17 protein-coding genes are annotated in these 15271 nt (G+C 67.0%); 6 read left to right on the top strand and 11 right to left on the bottom strand.

The genetic code is table 11. The annotated features are described in order from the left end of the window. Positions 1 to 79 precede the first annotated feature (79 nt). From UAJ10_RS07445 to pqqA (UAJ10_RS29850), 7 genes are all read right to left on the bottom strand, one after another. Positions 80 to 460: a c-type cytochrome gene (locus UAJ10_RS07445; protein ID WP_322914750.1), complete on the bottom strand. Its 381-nt coding sequence runs from the start codon at positions 458 to 460 to the stop codon at positions 80 to 82. Positions 461 to 507: 47 nt separating this feature from the next. Beyond that, positions 508 to 657: a rhodanese-like domain-containing protein gene (locus UAJ10_RS07440; protein WP_322914749.1), complete on the bottom strand. Its 150-nt coding sequence runs from the start codon at positions 655 to 657 to the stop codon at positions 508 to 510. 98 nt (positions 658 to 755) lie between these two features. Beyond that, positions 756 to 1058: a rhodanese-like domain-containing protein gene (locus UAJ10_RS07435; RefSeq protein WP_322914748.1), complete on the bottom strand. Its 303-nt coding sequence runs from the start codon at positions 1056 to 1058 to the stop codon at positions 756 to 758. 32 nt (positions 1059 to 1090) lie between these two features. Continuing rightward, on the bottom strand, positions 1091 to 1945 hold the full coding sequence (locus UAJ10_RS07430; protein ID WP_322914747.1) for a substrate-binding domain-containing protein: 855 nt from the start codon (positions 1943 to 1945) through the stop codon (positions 1091 to 1093). A gap of 19 nt (positions 1946 to 1964) precedes the next feature. Beyond that, positions 1965 to 2417, bottom strand: a complete 453-nt coding sequence (locus UAJ10_RS07425) for a c-type cytochrome (RefSeq protein WP_322914746.1) — start codon at positions 2415 to 2417, stop codon at positions 1965 to 1967. Between the two features lie 115 nt (positions 2418 to 2532). Next, positions 2533 to 4332, bottom strand: a complete 1800-nt coding sequence (gene xoxF5, locus UAJ10_RS07420; protein WP_322914745.1) for a lanthanide-dependent methanol dehydrogenase XoxF5 — start codon at positions 4330 to 4332, stop codon at positions 2533 to 2535. A gap of 230 nt (positions 4333 to 4562) precedes the next feature. Beyond that, positions 4563 to 4640 (bottom strand): pyrroloquinoline quinone precursor peptide PqqA, encoded by a 78-nt coding sequence (gene pqqA / locus UAJ10_RS29850; protein WP_145750621.1) that lies wholly within the window; start codon positions 4638 to 4640, stop codon positions 4563 to 4565. A gap of 701 nt (positions 4641 to 5341) precedes the next feature. Here pqqA (UAJ10_RS29850) and UAJ10_RS07415 point away from each other — a divergent pair. The 4 genes from UAJ10_RS07415 (at position 5342) to UAJ10_RS07400 (ending at position 7439) form a co-directional block, all read left to right on the top strand. Then, on the top strand, positions 5342 to 6013 hold the full coding sequence (locus UAJ10_RS07415) for a response regulator transcription factor (RefSeq protein ID WP_322914744.1): 672 nt from the start codon (positions 5342 to 5344) through the stop codon (positions 6011 to 6013). A gap of 175 nt (positions 6014 to 6188) precedes the next feature. Beyond that, positions 6189 to 6668, top strand: coding sequence for a cupin (locus UAJ10_RS07410; protein ID WP_322914743.1), 480 nt, complete (start codon positions 6189 to 6191; stop codon positions 6666 to 6668). A gap of 138 nt (positions 6669 to 6806) precedes the next feature. Continuing rightward, positions 6807 to 7046 (top strand): type II toxin-antitoxin system VapB family antitoxin, encoded by a 240-nt coding sequence (locus UAJ10_RS07405; protein WP_322914742.1) that lies wholly within the window; start codon positions 6807 to 6809, stop codon positions 7044 to 7046. Next, entirely contained in the window at positions 7047 to 7439 is a 393-nt protein-coding gene (locus tag UAJ10_RS07400; protein WP_322914741.1) for a type II toxin-antitoxin system VapC family toxin, read from the top strand. A gap of 46 nt (positions 7440 to 7485) precedes the next feature. On the opposite strand, the gene UAJ10_RS07395 is transcribed toward UAJ10_RS07400, so the two are convergent. The 4 genes from UAJ10_RS07395 to nosP all read right to left on the bottom strand — a co-directional run bounded on the left by UAJ10_RS07395 (position 7486) and on the right by nosP (position 13154). Beyond that, entirely contained in the window at positions 7486 to 8142 is a 657-nt protein-coding gene (locus UAJ10_RS07395) for a hypothetical protein (protein WP_322914740.1), read from the bottom strand. Position 8143: 1 nt separating this feature from the next. Next, positions 8144 to 8929 (bottom strand): 2OG-Fe(II) oxygenase, encoded by a 786-nt coding sequence (locus UAJ10_RS07390; protein ID WP_322914739.1) that lies wholly within the window; start codon positions 8927 to 8929, stop codon positions 8144 to 8146. Between the two features lie 98 nt (positions 8930 to 9027). Further along, a complete protein-coding gene (locus UAJ10_RS07385; RefSeq protein WP_322914738.1) occupies positions 9028 to 11790 on the bottom strand; it encodes a hybrid sensor histidine kinase/response regulator in 2763 nt (920 codons plus the stop codon). Further along, a complete protein-coding gene (nosP, locus tag UAJ10_RS07380) occupies positions 11787 to 13154 on the bottom strand; it encodes a nitric oxide-sensing protein NosP (RefSeq protein ID WP_322914737.1) in 1368 nt (455 codons plus the stop codon). The genes UAJ10_RS07385 and nosP overlap by 4 nt, the downstream gene beginning before the upstream one ends. 288 nt (positions 13155 to 13442) lie before the next feature. Here nosP and UAJ10_RS07375 point away from each other — a divergent pair, with 288 nt between their 5' ends. Together UAJ10_RS07375 and pqqA (UAJ10_RS29845) are read left to right on the top strand one after the other, a co-directional pair. After that, complete coding sequence (locus UAJ10_RS07375; protein ID WP_322914736.1) at positions 13443 to 14906, top strand: porin; 1464 nt, start codon at positions 13443 to 13445, stop codon at positions 14904 to 14906. Between the two features lie 223 nt (positions 14907 to 15129). After that, positions 15130 to 15243, top strand: coding sequence for a pyrroloquinoline quinone precursor peptide PqqA (pqqA, locus tag UAJ10_RS29845; protein ID WP_198924936.1), 114 nt, complete (start codon positions 15130 to 15132; stop codon positions 15241 to 15243). Positions 15244 to 15271: the final 28 nt, after the last annotated feature.

Raw genomic sequence — 15271 nt, 5'->3', positions numbered from 1 at the left:
CGTGACGCCAAACGAAAACACCCCCGTCCGGCGGCTCCGGACGGGGGTGTCTGGGATGCGCGATTTTAGATGGGGCCGCTTACTTCAGCGTCGCCAGATAGGCGATGACGTTGTCGCGGTCCTTTTGGTCCTTCAGGCCGACGAACACCATCTTGGTGCCCGGCACGACGGCGCGCGGGTCGGTCAGGTAGGTGTCCAGTTCCTTGGGCGTCCATTCCTTGTTGGCGCCCTTCATGGCGGCGGAATAGTCGTAGCCCGGCGCGGTGGCGGACTTGCGGCCGATGATGCCGTGCAGGCTGGGGCCCACCTTGTTCACGCCGGCGTCGATGGAATGACAGACCGCGCACTTCTTGAACACCACCTGGCCGGCGGCGGGATCACCATCCGCCAGGGCCGTTCCGGCCGTTCCACCCGCGATGATCGTGGCGGCAACCGCCGCCCAAAATCCGATACGTCGCACCTTCCGCTCTCCTTTACCTGGTCTCTGGTCGTCGTGAACGTTTGAACTCAGGGTACCCCCGGCGAACCGGGGGGTGTCAGCGCCGTGGCGGTGGCCAGGGGCAACCCGGCGGCGCGCCAGCCGTCAACGCCGTCCGGGTACCAGGCGACGTTGGTGTAACCATAACCGGCGGCGCGCTTGGTCGCATTCCAGCTCATCCAGCACTCGGGCAAACAATAGAACACCAGCGGGCGGTTCCTGTCGCCCCCGCTTAAAGTCGCAAGTTGTTGCTGGAACCAGTTTTCCAGGGTCGGGTTCAGCGCCCCCGCCCCACATCTGGCAGCCAGACGCTGCCGGGCAGATCGGCATGGGGCAGGGGCATCCAGGGGGATTCCGGCGCCATACCAGCCGGCCGCCGGGGGGAGGGCACCACGTCCACCAGCACCACACGGGCCCCCTCCCGCGCCAGCAGCTCCCGCAGGGCGGCGGTCGTCAGCACCCGGCCACCGGCCACCGTCGCCGGCACCGGTGCCCGGTAATCATCCAGGCGATAGCCCGGTGGCTCCGGCACGGCCGGGGCCGTCTGCGCCCGCGCGGCGATGGCGGGCAGAAGGGCCATCGCGCCTGCCAGGACGGCCGCCGGCAGCGCCCTCATGGCTTGGCGCCGGCGGCCCCGGGCAAGGACGCGGGGATGGGCTTGTTCTGCTCATCCAGCAGCGGGATGCCGTAATCAGCCAACAGCTTGTCGACCTCCGCCCGATGGCGCTGCAGGGCCTGGTCCACCGAGCGGCGCCATTCCGGCTCGTTGGCGCGCACGCCCATGGCGATGCGGAAATCCAGCCGGTTACTGTCCCCCTCCGGGTCCAGGAAGGCGGCCTTCAGCGGAAGCTTGTCCTGCTTGATGTAATAGCCGGCGATGGGACCCCACAACAGGGCGACGTCGATCTTGCGGTCGGCCAGATCCTGCAGCATGGCGCGCGAGGGCGACTCGTACCGCGTGTCCACCGCCAGGGCGTAGGAGGTGGTGTTGGCCATCAGGTTGTGGCGCAGCAGCAGGTCGGTGGGCGGCGTCGCCGCCACCAGGCCGAAGCGCTTGTCGGCCAGGCTGGGATCGCCCACCGATGTGGCGGTGATGCCGGCGTCCGCCCGCGTCACGATCATGTAGCCGCTGTGGTAATAGGCGTTGGTGTTGTCCATCAGCGGATCGCCCGCCACCGTGCCCATGACCAGGTCGCACTGGCGGGCGCGCAGGGTGTTGCGCACGAAACCCATGACCTGGGGGAACCAGACATAGCTGACGGGCAGCTTGAGATCCTGGCCGATGATGGCGGCGATCTTGTTCTCGAACCCCTCACCCTTCTGGTTGGAATAGGGCATGTCGTTGGGGTCGGCGCAGACGCGCAGTTCAGTGCGGGACACCAGCTCGGCCGTTTGGGCCAGGGCTTGGGATGCGGGCGGGGCCAGCGGCAGGAGCGCCGCCAGCGCCAGGCGGAAGACCGTTTTCATGAGGGTGCCGCCGTTGTTCTCAGTCCCCGATGCGCTGCGGCCGGCCGCGGCCGATGGCGCCGTCCGACCGGGCCTTCAGATAGCCGTAGATGTCGTCCAGGTAGTTCGCCACGTCCTCCGTCGTGCCGAAGGACGGCATGACGTTGTTGTTGGCGGTGTTCACGTTCTTGCGGCCGTTGATCACCGTCTCGGCGAAGGTGTCGTAGTCCATGTGCTTCAGGCTGTCGGTCAGGTCCGGGGCGTAGGAACTACCGGCCCCGTCCGGTCCATGGCAGCGCAAGCAGGACTCGCCATAGCGGCGATAGCCGTTGTAGGTGCCGGGATCGACCTTGCCGCCTTCGACCTTATAGGGTTTGGCCTCGGCCGCCACCTTGGTGGCGGTGGGCGCGCTGCCGTCGGCGGCGCCGGCGGCGACGCTGAAGGGCAGGGCCAGAAGGGTGACGGCAGCGGCCAGCGCCAAGCGTTTCGGCATCAGTCGGACCTCTTTTCGCGAAGGGGGGAGTCCAGGCATGTGTGCTCTAGCTCAAGGGGCAAAGAAGCCCCGCCTGAGGGATGATCCCCAGGCGGGGCTGAGAAGGAGAGAGGGGTTACGGTAGGGCGAAGACGGTGAGCACACCGCCCAGCTGGGTGTAGTTGGCCAACTGCTTGTAAGCGCCGACGGCACCCAGGCCGTCCGTGTCGCCGCCCAAGCCGGCGGCCATGCCGATGCCGGCCCAGCCGCCGACACCGGACAGCACGGCGATGTACTGCTTGCCGCCGTGCTCATAGGTTGTGACGTTGCCGATGATCCCCGACGGCGTCTTGAACTTGTACAGCTCCTTGCCGGTCTTCATGTCCACGGCCTTCAGGTAGCCTTCCAGCGTGCCGTAGAAGGCAACGCCGCCCGCCGTGGTCAGGGCGCCCGACCAGACGGAGAAGGTTTCCTTGTTGGACCACACGATCTTGCCGGTGCTGGCGTCCCAGGCGATGAAGTTGCCCAGGTTGGTCTCGCCCTTGGGCGGGAACATGGACAGCGTGGCGCCGACATAGGGCTGGCCGGCGGTGTAGGACACCTTGAACGGCTCATAGTCCATGCAGACGTGGTTGGTCGGCACGTAGAACAGGCCGGTGTCCGGCGAGTACGAAGCCGGCTGCTGGTCCTTGCTGCCCAAGGCCGCAGGGCAGACGCCCTTGGTGTTGTGGTCCTCGCCGTTCTTGTCGGTGCTGTAGGCGGCGACCACTTCCGGCCGGCCGGTCTTCATGTCCACATGCGTGGCCCAGTTGACCGCCGGGTCGTACTTCTCCGCCACCAGCAGCTCGCCGGTCTCGCGGTTCATGGTGTAGGCGAAGCCGTTACGGTCGAAATGGACCAGCGCCTTGACGGGGGCGCCCTTCACCTTGATGTCGGCCAGGATCATCTCGTTGACGCCGTCATAGTCCCATTCGTCATGGGGCGTCATCTGGTAGACCCATTTGGCCATGCCCGTGTCGGCGTCGCGGGCGAAGATGGTCATGGACCATTTGTTGTCGCCGGGGCGCTGCTTGGGGTTCCAGGTCGAGGGGTTGCCCGAGCCGTAGTAGATCAGGTTCAGCTGCGGGTCGTAGCTGGTCCAGCCCCAGGTGGCGCCACCGCCGGTCTTCCACTGGTCGCCCTGCCAGGTCGACAGGGAGGAGTTGGCGCCGATGGGCTTGCCCAAACTGGTCGTCTTCTGCGGGTCGACCAGGATCTGGTCGTCGGGGCCGACGGAGTAGGCCTTCCACGCGACGGAGCCGTCCTTCAGGTTGTAGGCCGTCATGCGGCCCTGCACGCCGAATTCGCCACCGCTGATGCCGACCAGCACCTTGTCCTTCACGATGACCGGCGCACCGGTCATGGTCTCGCCCTTTTTGGGGTCGCCGTTGGCGACTTTCCACAATTCCTTGCCGGTCTTGGCGTCCAGGGCGACGACGTTGGCGTCGGCCTGGTTCAGGATGATCTTGCCGTCGCCATAGGCCACGCCGCGGTTGACGGTATCGCAGCACATGACGGGAATGACGTTGGGGTCCTGCTTGGGCTCGTACTTCCACAGGATGCGACCGGCGTTGGTCAGGTCCAGCGCGTACACCACGTTGGGGAAGGGGGTGTGGACGTACATGACGTCGCCCACCACCAGCGGGCCGCCCTCATGGCCGCGCAGCACGCCGGTGGAGAAGGTCCACACCGGGCGCAGTTCCTTCACGTTGGCGGTGGTGATCTGCTTCAAGGAACTGTAGCGCTGATTGGCGTAGTCACCGGCCTGCATGACCCATTGCTTAGGGTCCTTGCTCGCCTTCGATAGTTCGTCGTTGGCCAGCGACGGATGGCTGGACAGCAAGCTGGCCGCCACGAGGGCGGTCCAGGACAACAAGACCTTCTTCCGCTGTTTCATCTCATTTCCCTCCCTGGGGATTGGCCGGTAGGTCCGGTCCGATTGGTGTCCGCCTGGCCGGCGGATGGGCGACGCATTCAGGCTGATCAGGGCCCCCTGGCCCGCCGGCACTAAGGCGGGCGTCCAGGCCGGGGACTGGGGACAAAACGCACAAGGACGCACGCTGGGGACGCACACCGGGCGGATGCACGTCCGGCCGGCCCCTTGGGCCGGCCGATGATGGCGGGGCGTCAGACGTCCGCGCAGGCGTAGCAGTTGATTTCCATGCCGAGCGCGATCTCGGTGACGGTGGGCTTCTTCCAACGCATGGGGTCTCTCCTTGAGAAGGTTAAGGATAGGTCCCTTCGGACCGGTTTCCATCCCGCGTGTTCCCATCCCGTGCTGGGCCGCCGCCCGTCACGGGCAACCCCGTCTCCACCCCTGCCGCCCACCGCCGCCGGCATGCCGGCCCCGTGGATCGATATCGCTCGCGCCGGAGGTCGCCCAGATGTCGCAAGGTAACGAAATACCGTTGAAACCAGGCGGCTGTCGGCCAAAAAGGGGTCGGGTCGGGGTGCCAATAACCGGTCACGCCGCAGGCCCATGATCACGCGGGAACTTCGACTCTGCCAGTTCTTCGTCTTTGCTGGTCCGTCGGGGCTCTCCCGCCGGGCCGTTCCTCTCCGGGGCGCCGCTCCTTCCGGCCTTCCCTTTGGAACTTCAAAAGGAATGGGCCACCGTTCGGCTTGCTGCCCATCTTCAAGAAGCCCGTCCCGGGTGCCAATTGTACTTTGGTACAAGGGTAGTTTGACATCGGTGCCGCACCCGCCAAGGGTGGTGTCGCCACTCACTCTTCCGGTCACATAGTGATTATATGTCAGAGGGTTATATTCAAGCGCCCAGTGGCGGCGAAGGCTCCGTCGCCGGGCCGCGGCCTAACCCTCCCAGGCACTAGCCTGGTTGATCGATATCGACTATCGTCAAGGTCGAGGAAACGCCGAATCATAATCGCCCGCAAACGAGGCGACGCATGCCGCAAATAATCATTGCCGACGATCATCCCATGGTGCGGGGCGCCCTGGCCCTGGCCGTGGAGTCCGCGTTTGACCAGCCTGAAATCCTGGAGTGCGCCCATCTGGCGGGCGTGACGCAGTTGCTGGAGTCCATCGGCGCCGCCGATCTCCTGCTGCTGGATCTGCGCATGCCCGGCGTGGATGGGTTCGAGGGGTTGGTGCGCATCCGCAGCCAATTCCCCGCCACCCCCGTCGTAGTAATCTCCGCCCTGGAGGATCCGCGCCTGGTGCGTGAGGCGCTGGCCCTGGGCGCCATGGGCTTCATTCCCAAGTCCACCCCCCGGGCGGAGATCGTGGCCGCCCTGTCGCTGGTGGCCGCCGGCGGCACCTATCGCCCCGACGACTTGGCGCTGGCCGAGCCGGCCCCCGACCCCAAGGGCCAGGCGGCGGACGATGATTTCCTGCAGCGGGTCCTGACGCTGACGCCGCAGCAGCGCCGCGTCCTGCAGTTGCTGGGCACGGGCAAGCTGAACAAGGAAATCGCCTATGACCTGGACATCGCCGAAACGACGGTGAAGGCCCACGTCTCCAGCATCCTGCACAAGCTGCGCGTCTACAGCCGGACCCAGGCCGTGGTCATGGCCGGCCGCCTGCACCTGGACAGCTTCGCCGACGTGGCTGAGGGCTGACCCGGAACCTGCGGCGGCCCGGCGGATTTCTGAGGGTGAACCGTTCCGCCCTCACCATTCCGCCGTCAGGGAGACATGCCATGGCCGACCAGCACGCCGAAGCCGATGCCTACGGCGGCATGGCGGGGAACACGGCCGCTGGCCGGAGAATTTCGTTCTGCACAGCCTCAGCTGGGTGCCCAACAACGCCCGCCTGCACGTCCTGATCTACCGGGGCATGGTGCCCCTGGGCGACGGTGACCCGGCGGCCGTGTTCGAGGCGCTGTTCCAGCGCAACGGCTGGCCCGCGCGCTGGCGCGACGGCATCTACGACTATCATCACTATCACTCGTCCGCGCATGAGGTGTTGGGCTTCGCCCGAGGGCGGGCGGAACTCATGCTGGGCGGGCCTAATGGCCGCTTGGTGGCGGTGGGTGCCGGCGACGTTGCCGTGTTGCCGGCCGGCACCGGCCATTGCCGCGTCGCCGCCAGCGAGGACTTCCTGGTGGTGGGCGGCTATCCGCCGGGCCAGGACTGGGACATCCGGCGCGAGGCGGCGACGCCGGAAGAGCTGGAGCGCATCGCCCACCTGCCCTTCCCGCCCCTTGATCCCGTCACCGGCGCCAACGGACCGCTGACCCGGCTGTGGACGCCCACCCCCGGTTACCAGATGTGAATGCGATTGGCGGGCGCCGCCGTCCGCGCCCGCATCCTTTACCCCGCGGGATTTGCTTCAGGGGTGGTCCTTGGATGCGTGGATATCCTGAGGTATCCTATCCTGGATATCCGATGATCCACTCGGGGAGGTGTCAGCATGCCCCTTTACATCAAGGACGACGTTACCGCCCAAATGGTGGCGGAGTTGGCGGCCATCCGGGGCATCTCCAAGCAGGATGCGGTCAAGCTGGCGGTGCGTGCGGAACTTCAGCGCCTGGCGGAGGCCATACCCTTGCGGGACCGTCTGGCGGCCTTCCGCGCCCGGCATCCGCTGCCGGCCCCCACCGGGCTGACGGCCGACAAGGCGTTTTTTGATGATCTTTCCGGGGACCTTTGAGTGATTTTCGCGGACGCCTCCGCCCTGATCGCCCTCATTGTCGGGGAGGAGGATGCCACCGACTTGGCGGATCGTCTTGAAGCGCACGCGGATCGTCTCTGTTCCGCGCTCGGCGTTTGGGAAACGGCGGCCGGTCTTTGCCGATCATACGAGCTCCTGCCAGCAGAGGCTCGCGAGCGTGTACAGGAATTTCTGAAGGAAGCGGGCTTTCGGTTCGTGGACCTGGGCGTGCGGGAGTGGCAACTCGCACACGATGCTTATGCCCGATATGGAAAAGGGCGCCATCCAGCCGCGTTGAATATGGGGGATTGTTTTGCCTATGCCTGCGCCAAGACGCAGGGTGCGGCTCTTCTCTACAAAGGCGAAGATTTCAAGCTGACCGACCTGGCATAAGGCCGGCTCGGCACGGGGAATGTCGGTGGTTTCATCGATCGCCGTGTCATCCGACCATAGCCCTATCCCGGTAATGCCGCAGCAGGCGAGGGCACAGAACCTCAAGCCGCGCATCGACGGCAGGATCGCGCGGCTTGTCGCGCCAGCGGTCGGTCACACCCGGGCCGCGGGCGTTGCCGAAGACCACGTCCATGGTTTCCTGCAACGCCGGTTCCGCTTCCCACAGCGTCCGCAGCAGGTCGTTATAATCGCGGCGGAAGGTGTAGTACGCCTCCTCCAGCGGCCAGCCCATGCCAGCCAGGGTCGTGAAGACGAAGGGGTCGCGGGCCACGAAATCCTCATAATGGATGACGGCGTCGAACAGCCGGTGCCGCTCGGCGAACAATTGGTCCAGGATCAGGAACTTCTCGTCCATCAGGCCGGAATGGTGGCGGTAGTTCGCTATCGACAGGCTGGCGTAGTTATCGCGCGGGTCGCGCAGGAACAGCACCAGCTTGTCGGGGCGGAACCGCTCCACATGGGTGGCCAAGGGATAGGCCGTGGTCACCACCACCTTGGCCACGAAGTCGGCCGTGGTGGTCACGCGCGGGGCGGCGAAGTTGTTGGGGACATCCGCCAGGGCGACGCAGCCGGGACGCTCCGCCAGGGCGCGGGTGAAGGCGGTGGCACCGCTCGACTGCATGCCATGGACCAGCAGGCGCATGTCACACCCCTCCGTTCAAGGGTTGGCGCAACCAGTCCTCGGTCAGCTCCGCGGTAACGAAGACGTAGCGGCGGGTGTGGGGCGTCGGCTGGCGGGGGCTGACGCCGTGCAGGGCGTTCGGGCTCTGGGGGAAGATCACCAGGCGGTTGGCGGCATAGGGCACGGTCAGAACCGCCTCCACCGCCGTGTCCGGCAGCGCATAGTCCGCGATGCGCCCCGCCGGCCCGTCGCGCCAGCGGTACAGCACCAGGTCACCGCCCCGCGCGTCGTCATCGGGCGCCCGCATGTAAAACAGGCAGGAGAAAAGGCGGTTGGGCGTGTCGAGATGGGGCCCGCGCGAGGAGGACGCGCGGTCGCGCACGGGTGTGTTGATCTCCATGCGCGCATCCTGGTGGATGCGATACGGCGCCGTCGAGGTCAGGCGCCGCAAACCGGCGCTGTGCCCCGTCAGGCGGCCGTCCAGGGCCGCCAGCATCGCCGGGTCCCAGTGGCCGTCGAACAGGGCCGCGACCTCCGCCAGGAAGGCCGGACCGGCATGGTAAGAAACAAAATCCTTCCAGCACGCCGGCAAATCCGGCGACTGGAGGATCATCTCGGCCGACAGTTCGAAACGCCGGTTGCTGGGCACCTGCTCCGGGGCGCAGTCCCAGCCCATGCGGGCGAAGCCGGGAAAGCTGGCGCTCAACTCCTGATACAGCCCGTCATCCATGGGCCGGTCGACCACGATGTGGGGAAAGGGTGCGGTACGGATGTCGGCGGGGCCAAGACCGGCCAGAAGGGAACGCATGCGCGGCCAGGACCTTGCTTGGGCGTGAAAGCGACCGGCCAGGCATATCGCCGGTTGTGCCGGCGTGTCAACCGCCGGCACCGGTCCAGAACCCGTCCCTAACCCAGCATGCTGGACAGCAGCGCCCGCAGCTGCGCCGGATTCAACGGCTTTTTCAGCATCCAGTACTGGTGCTGCTTCACCTGGGCCTCGACCTCCGGCGTGTGGTCGGCGGTGACGATGATGGCGGGCGGGGCCAGGCCGGTGCCGGCGGCGATGGCCTGGCGCAGACGGGTGACCTCGTCGGGGCCGGTGTGGCCGTCGCCCAGGTGGAAGTCGGCGATCAGGGCGTCGGGCGGGCGGGGCAGGCGGCCCAGCACGTCCAGCGCCTCCTCTCCGGTGGACGCCACCACCGCTTCGCAGCCCCAGGTGGATAGCAGCGCCTGCATGCCCATCAGCGCGCTGGGCTCATCATCCAGGACCAGGACCAGGGTGCCGTCCAGGGGACGGGCGGTGCCGTCACCCGTCACGCGGCGGGCGACGGCCGAGGCCGTCATGGTGCCCAGCGGCACGGCGACGGAGAAGATGGAGCCGCGACCGACCATGGACCGGGTTTCCACCGTCACGTCCAGCACCTTGGCAACGCGGCGCACGATGGCCAGGCCCAGGCCCATGCCCCGGCCGGCGGCGCGGGTGCGCCCCTCCCCGGCACCCAGCATGGGGCCCCCCAGCATCGGACCACGATGCAACTGGTGGAATTCCTTGAAGATCTCATCCAGCTGGTCGGCCGGTATGCCGGGACCGCTGTCCCACACCTCGATGCGCAAGGTGTCGCCCCGGCGGCGGCAGCCCAGCAGCACGCCCCCCCGCTGGGTATACCGCACGGCGTTGGACAGGAAGTTCTGCACGATGCTGCGCAACAGGCGGATGTCGCTGCGCACCACGGCGCGCGACGGCACGTAGCGCAGGGCCAGCCCTTGCTCCTGCGCCAGCACCTGGTGCTCGGTGGACAGCGGCCCCAGCAGGCTGCCGATGGGGAAGTCCACGATCTCCGGCGAGACTGCGCCGGCGTCCAGCTTCGAGATGTCCAGCAGGGCGTCCAGCAGGCCCTCCACCGCCCCCAGCGACACGTCGATGTTGTCGATCAGCGACCGGTTCTTGCGCGTATGCTCCAGCTCCGCCAGGGCCGACACGAACAGCCGGGCGGAATTCAGGGGCTGCAGCAGGTCATGGCTGGCGGCCGCCAGGAACTTGGTCTTGGACAGGTTGGCCTGCTCGGCTTCCACCTTGGCGGATTGCAGGGCGCGCTCCACCTCCCGCCGCTCCGCGATCTCCTGCTGCAGCTGGCCGTTCAGGGCGGTCAGCGCCGCGGTGCGCTCGGTCACCCGCCGTTCCAGCGTCTCGTTCGCCTCTTTGATGGCGGCGTCGGCGCGGCGCCGCTCCGTGACATCCTGCATCAGGGTGAAAAGGCCCAGGATCACCCGATCCTGGTCGATGTTGGGCAGGCCGATATGGGGCACGAAGGTGACGTGGGCGTAGCGCGGTTCCGCCAGGTTGTCCGGATCGCCGGTGGGCGTCAGCTCCACCTCGAACGACACGGTCTGCCCGGCCAGGGCCTGGCGGATGTAGGCGCGGCTGCGTTCGTAGAAGGCGGGGGCCAGCACGTTGCGCATGCGCCGGCCCAGGATGGCCGTTTCCGGCCGGCGCAGCCATTGCCGGTAGGGGGCGTTGACGAACTGGTAGCGCTCGTCCGCATCGGCATAGGCGATCAGCGCCGGCATGGCGTCCGTCACCAGGCGGATGCGCCGCTCGCTGTCGCGCAGCGCCTCTTCATTGCGCTTGCGCTCGGTGATATCGGTGAAGGTCAGGACGAAGCCGCCGTCCGGCATGGGGTTGCGCTCGATGTCCAGCACCCGGCCGTTGAACCAGGTCTGTTCCAGCCGCAGCGGCAGCGGGTTGTTCTGGGGGTCGAGGAAGCGCGGCTCGCTGATGCCGTGGGCCAGCAGGCCGTCATTGAAGCGCTGGAAATCGGCGAAGACGGCGCCGCGCCGCACGCAACGGGGCGTCAGGTCCAGCAGGCGCACGAACTCGTTGTTCCAGGCCACCAGCGCCAGCTGGGCGTCATACACCGCCACCCCCTGGAAGATGTTGTCCAGCGTGGCCTGCAACAGGGTGCTCTTCTGCGCCAGCGCCGCCTTCCATTGCAGCGTCTCACGCCGCTTCAGGGCGGTGATGTCAGTGTAGATGGCGACCACGCCGCCGTCGTTGGTGCGCTTCTCGTTGATCTGCATCCAGCGGCCGTCGCTCAGCGCGTGGACGGTGGGGCCCTGGCAATCGGCATGCTGGCGCAGGCGACGGCGGACCCAGCCGTCGGGGTCGCGATAGGCGTCCATCACGCTTTTGCGCTGCACCGCCAGATGCACCATGTCGCTGAACGACATGCCGGGGTGGACGTCGCCCGCCATGCCGGGCCAGAAGCTGAGATAATCCTGGTTGAACAGCACCAGCCGGTCGTCGGCGTCGAACAGGGCGAAGCCGCCGCTGACCGCCTCGATGGCGGTGAACAGCCGCAGGCGGGCGGTTTCCGCCTGCTCCCGCGCCTTGGCGGCCTCCTGATAGGACCGCTCCAGGTCGACCAGCGCCTCTTCCAGGGACTGGGTGCGCGACCGGACCTGATCCTCCAGGCTGATGGCGGTCTGGAACAGGGAAAAGGCCGAACCCTGGCCGTCCACGTGGCGCTCCACCCGGTCCATCAGCGACTGGTTGATGCGCGTCAGCTTCGCCACCTGCTGCTCCAGATCGGCGATGCGCCGCGCCGCGTCCGCGTCGGCGGGCACCGGGGCTGCGTCCTGGTTGGCGGGCAGGGGTTTGGGAATGATCATGTCCCACCGATGGCGACGCCGGTGAAGGTCTGGTTCACGTGCATGGACATGTACTGCTCGCCATAGGTGCAGAAGCCGGTGACGCGATGGGTGACGAACAGATCCGACACGGCGGCCTTCAGGTTGCGCTGTTCCGTTTCCAGGTTCCGCAAGACGCAATCGAACCCGATGATGGCGTCCAAGGGGCCGATCTCCCGTTCCAGTCGGCGGAACAACTCATGGAGATTTTCCACGATATCGATGCCGCGCGCCACCGTCAGCACCAGGCCCTCGTCGATGGCGCAGTGGAAGGTCAGGCTGTTGTCCGGGTTCACCTTCTGGATGGCGCGGACGTGGTACTGGCCGCCCACCCGCACCACCACGGGGTGGGCGGCGAAAATCTTGGGCGTCAGCGGCTCGTTCGACAGGCCCACCAGGCGGGCGTATTCCAGGGCCGCCGGCTCGGCGTTGATCTCGAACACCCGGCGGGTTTCCAGGTCGGCGCCGGTCACCACCATCTTGTGCTCCGTGGGCACGAAATGCTCCGTCTTGAAGACGGAGAAGCGCCGGCGCGTGGTGACCAGCAGCAGGATGGCGGCGTCGCCGACGCAGCGGCCCTCATGCAGGACGACGGTGGATTTGAAATCCAGCCCGTCGCCGGCCGACCCGCCGATCAGCGGCAGGCCCGCCAACGCGTTGCCGATGGCGCTGACCAGCTGTTCCTCGCGCGTCGACAGGCCATCGACCAGCAGCAGGCCGAAGCCGGGCCGCCCCTGGGCCTGGGCATGGCGCTGGGACACCAGCTGGTGCGTCCGCTCGATGGTGTTGGCGATCTGGAACTGGCTCAACCCCTCGAATAGGGCGGAATGGACCATGAAATCCGCCGCCGGGAAGCTGATGCCGGTGAGGCCGTTGCTGATGTAGCCGAAGGGTGTGATCTCCCCCGCCGTGGTGCAGCCGAAGACGGGTGTGGAACCGAACGCCTCCTTCAGTGCCGCCAGCATCTCCTGACGGTCGTAGGCGGGGGAGAAGAAGACCAGGATGCCGGCCGCGTCGCCGCCGTCGCCGATCTGCCGCCGCAGCTCCGCCACCGCCGCGCGGGCGTCTGTCTTGTCGGATCCGCCACGGCGCAGGGGCGCGGTGGGCCCGCCATCGCCACGGGCGCGTGTGCGCGCCGGCGCCACGGGAAAGGGGGGCAGGGGCGGCAGGGAGGGGGCCGGGGGCACGGGGGCGGCACCGTTCATCCGCGGCGGGGTGCTGCTGGACCGCGCCGTGACCTTGGGTTTGGGTTGGGATGTGGCGCCGGGCCCGTCAACGGGGCGGGTCTTGGCACCGGGGGGCTGTCCACTAGGGGAATGGCCGCTGTCGCCAGGCTTGGTTTTCATGGGTTCATCCGGGTGCGGTGCGGCGGCCGGAGGGCCGCATACGAACCGCCCCCATGATTTCATAGGCTTGTTCCAGCGTGCGCAACCGGCCGGCAACCCGCAACGGTTCTTTAGTTCTATTGCGCGGACAAGGCAAACGACTTCAAGTTTCGAAGTAAGGTGGGGCCCGGAAAGACCCCGCCAAACAGCAGGGAAATGATCGGCGCGCGGAAACTTCCGCCGAATGGCGTTTTATTGCCATGACCACCGGGCCGACACCCCGCAAATATAAGCCGGGAGGAAACAAGAATGAAATCCAAGCGGATGGCATTGTTTCTGGGCGTGACCGCGATCAGCGGCCTGGCATGTCTGCCGGGATCCATGGCGAAAGCCGACACCACCGACGATCTTCTGGCCAAATTGTTGGCCAAAGGCATCCTGTCCCAGCAGGAATACGACCAGCTGAAACAGCGCAAGGCGGTCGAAACGCCGCCACCCCCGCCGCCGGCCGCCGTGGCCAGCGCCAGCGCCGCGGCGGTGGCCGCCGCCCCGCCGCCCGATCCCTTCGCCGTGCGCATGACGGAAAAGGGCATCGGCGTGCATGTCGGCCCCGTCGATGTCACCCTGTCGGGCGAGATCAACGGCTATTATGTCCATGACAGCCCGGACAGCGTGGCGCCCAACCATGTGGTGGCGGGTGGCCTGGCGGCGGTGGGCAGCAGCGAGAACTCCTCCATCCGCAACGGCCTGCTGCCGGGCAACTTCGCCGTGGAGCTGAAGACCCAGCAGGAAGGCTTCGACATCGTCGCCCATTTCGGCCTGTACCCCGGCCTGAACAGCGTGTCGGGCGTGGGTGGGGCCAACTCCGCCGGTGCCGCGCATGCCCTGGCGACGTCGGGCATCGACTTCCGCCAGCAGTACCTGACGGTGGGCACGCCCAGCATGGGCACGGTCAAGGTGGGCCGCGACATCGGCCTGTTCGGCCAGCAGGCCATCCTCAACGACTTCACCCTGTTCGGCGTGGGATCCACCGGCGGCAACGTGGCGCCGTCCAACACCTCGCTGGGGCGTATCGGCATCGGCTACGTCTACACCGACTTCATGCCCCAGATCACCTACACCACGCCCAAGTTCGCCGGCTTCACCGCCTCGGTCGGCATCTTCCAGCCGTTGGACGCCTTCAACTTCTCCGGCCAGTCGGGCACCCTGTCCGCCCATGACGATCCGCAGATCCAGGCCGGCGTCAATTATGAGCTGCCAACCGACGCCAGCAGCCTGCTGAAGGCCCAGCTATGGGCCAACGTCGTCACCCAGGACTTGAAGAGCGTGTCGGCCGCCGAGGCGCTGCCCCAGGGACGCAGCGTGCGGGGCACCGGCTGGGACTTCGGCGCCAAGGTCGACATCGCGGATGCCGAGCTGGTGGCCTACGGCTACACCGGCGACGCGCTGGGCACCACCGGCCTGTTCTTCGACGGCGTCAGCGCCGCCGGCCAGGCGCGCAGTTCGGACGGCTACTACGTCCAGGGCAGCTACACCTTCTTCAAGAGGTTCACCCTGTCCGGCAGTTATGGGCTGAGCCGCCTGGGCTTGGCCTCGGGCGAGGTCAACCCCCTGCTGGTGAAGACCAACGAGTCCTGGGCGGCCGGCTGCAAGTACAAGCTTACCAGTTGGGTCAACCTGATCTGTGAGTATGCCCATACCACCGCCACCGCCCACGGCGGCAACAAGGCGCAAGAGGATACCATCGCCGCCGGCGCCATCGCGTTCTTCTAACAGTCCCTTGCCGCTGACGGCGCCCTCGCCCATGTGCATGGTCACCATGGGATCGGGCGGGGGCGCCACTCCGGCGGAACAGCGGAAGGCGTGCGGCGCTTGAAGCCTTGGGTGCCCTGACGCGCCTGTCTGCGCCCAAGGGATGAGGCGGCGTGGGGTCGCGGCACCGGCTGTCGCCTTGACGGAAAGGTGATTTAGAATTATTTTAAATATAGGAACGGACATGTGGCCGCTCCTCAAAACCGGAGGAAATGTTATGAGCTGGAAGACTCCGAAGATCGTCGAAATCGCGCTGGGCATGGAAATCAACTGCTACGCTTGCGCGGAAGTGAAATAAGCAATTCAACGACTTGGGGCCGCCGCTG

Origin of the sequence: Nitrospirillum guaranorum, assembly GCF_034653275.1 — a bacterium.
Lineage (GTDB): Bacteria > Pseudomonadota > Alphaproteobacteria > Azospirillales > Azospirillaceae > Nitrospirillum.
Note: the sequence above shows the minus strand (reverse complement) of the source record. Positions and strands in the feature narration are given on the sequence as shown.

Excerpts from the sequence above, each read along its gene's own strand:
- UAJ10_RS07435 (WP_322914748.1), bottom strand. The coding sequence starts at position 1,058 with ATGGCCCTTCTGCCCGCCATCGCCGCGCGGGCGCAGACGGCCCCGGCC.
- UAJ10_RS07375 (WP_322914736.1), top strand. The coding sequence starts at position 13,443 with ATGAAATCCAAGCGGATGGCATTGTTTCTGGGCGTGACCGCGATCAGC.
- nosP (WP_322914737.1), bottom strand. The coding sequence starts at position 13,154 with ATGAAAACCAAGCCTGGCGACAGCGGCCATTCCCCTAGTGGACAGCCC.
- xoxF5 (WP_322914745.1), bottom strand. The coding sequence starts at position 4,332 with ATGAAACAGCGGAAGAAGGTCTTGTTGTCCTGGACCGCCCTCGTGGCG.
- UAJ10_RS07425 (WP_322914746.1), bottom strand. The coding sequence starts at position 2,417 with ATGCCGAAACGCTTGGCGCTGGCCGCTGCCGTCACCCTTCTGGCCCTG.
- pqqA (WP_145750621.1), bottom strand. The coding sequence starts at position 4,640 with ATGCGTTGGAAGAAGCCCACCGTCACCGAGATCGCGCTCGGCATGGAA.
- UAJ10_RS07385 (WP_322914738.1), bottom strand. The coding sequence starts at position 11,790 with ATGATCATTCCCAAACCCCTGCCCGCCAACCAGGACGCAGCCCCGGTG.
- UAJ10_RS07405 (WP_322914742.1), top strand. The coding sequence starts at position 6,807 with ATGCCCCTTTACATCAAGGACGACGTTACCGCCCAAATGGTGGCGGAG.
- UAJ10_RS07395 (WP_322914740.1), bottom strand. The coding sequence starts at position 8,142 with ATGCGCCTGCTGGTCCATGGCATGCAGTCGAGCGGTGCCACCGCCTTC.
- UAJ10_RS07440 (WP_322914749.1), bottom strand. The coding sequence starts at position 657 with ATGAGCTGGAATGCGACCAAGCGCGCCGCCGGTTATGGTTACACCAAC.
- UAJ10_RS07430 (WP_322914747.1), bottom strand. The coding sequence starts at position 1,945 with ATGAAAACGGTCTTCCGCCTGGCGCTGGCGGCGCTCCTGCCGCTGGCC.
- pqqA (WP_198924936.1), top strand. The coding sequence starts at position 15,130 with ATGTGGCCGCTCCTCAAAACCGGAGGAAATGTTATGAGCTGGAAGACT.
- UAJ10_RS07390 (WP_322914739.1), bottom strand. The coding sequence starts at position 8,929 with ATGCGTTCCCTTCTGGCCGGTCTTGGCCCCGCCGACATCCGTACCGCA.
- UAJ10_RS07415 (WP_322914744.1), top strand. The coding sequence starts at position 5,342 with ATGCCGCAAATAATCATTGCCGACGATCATCCCATGGTGCGGGGCGCC.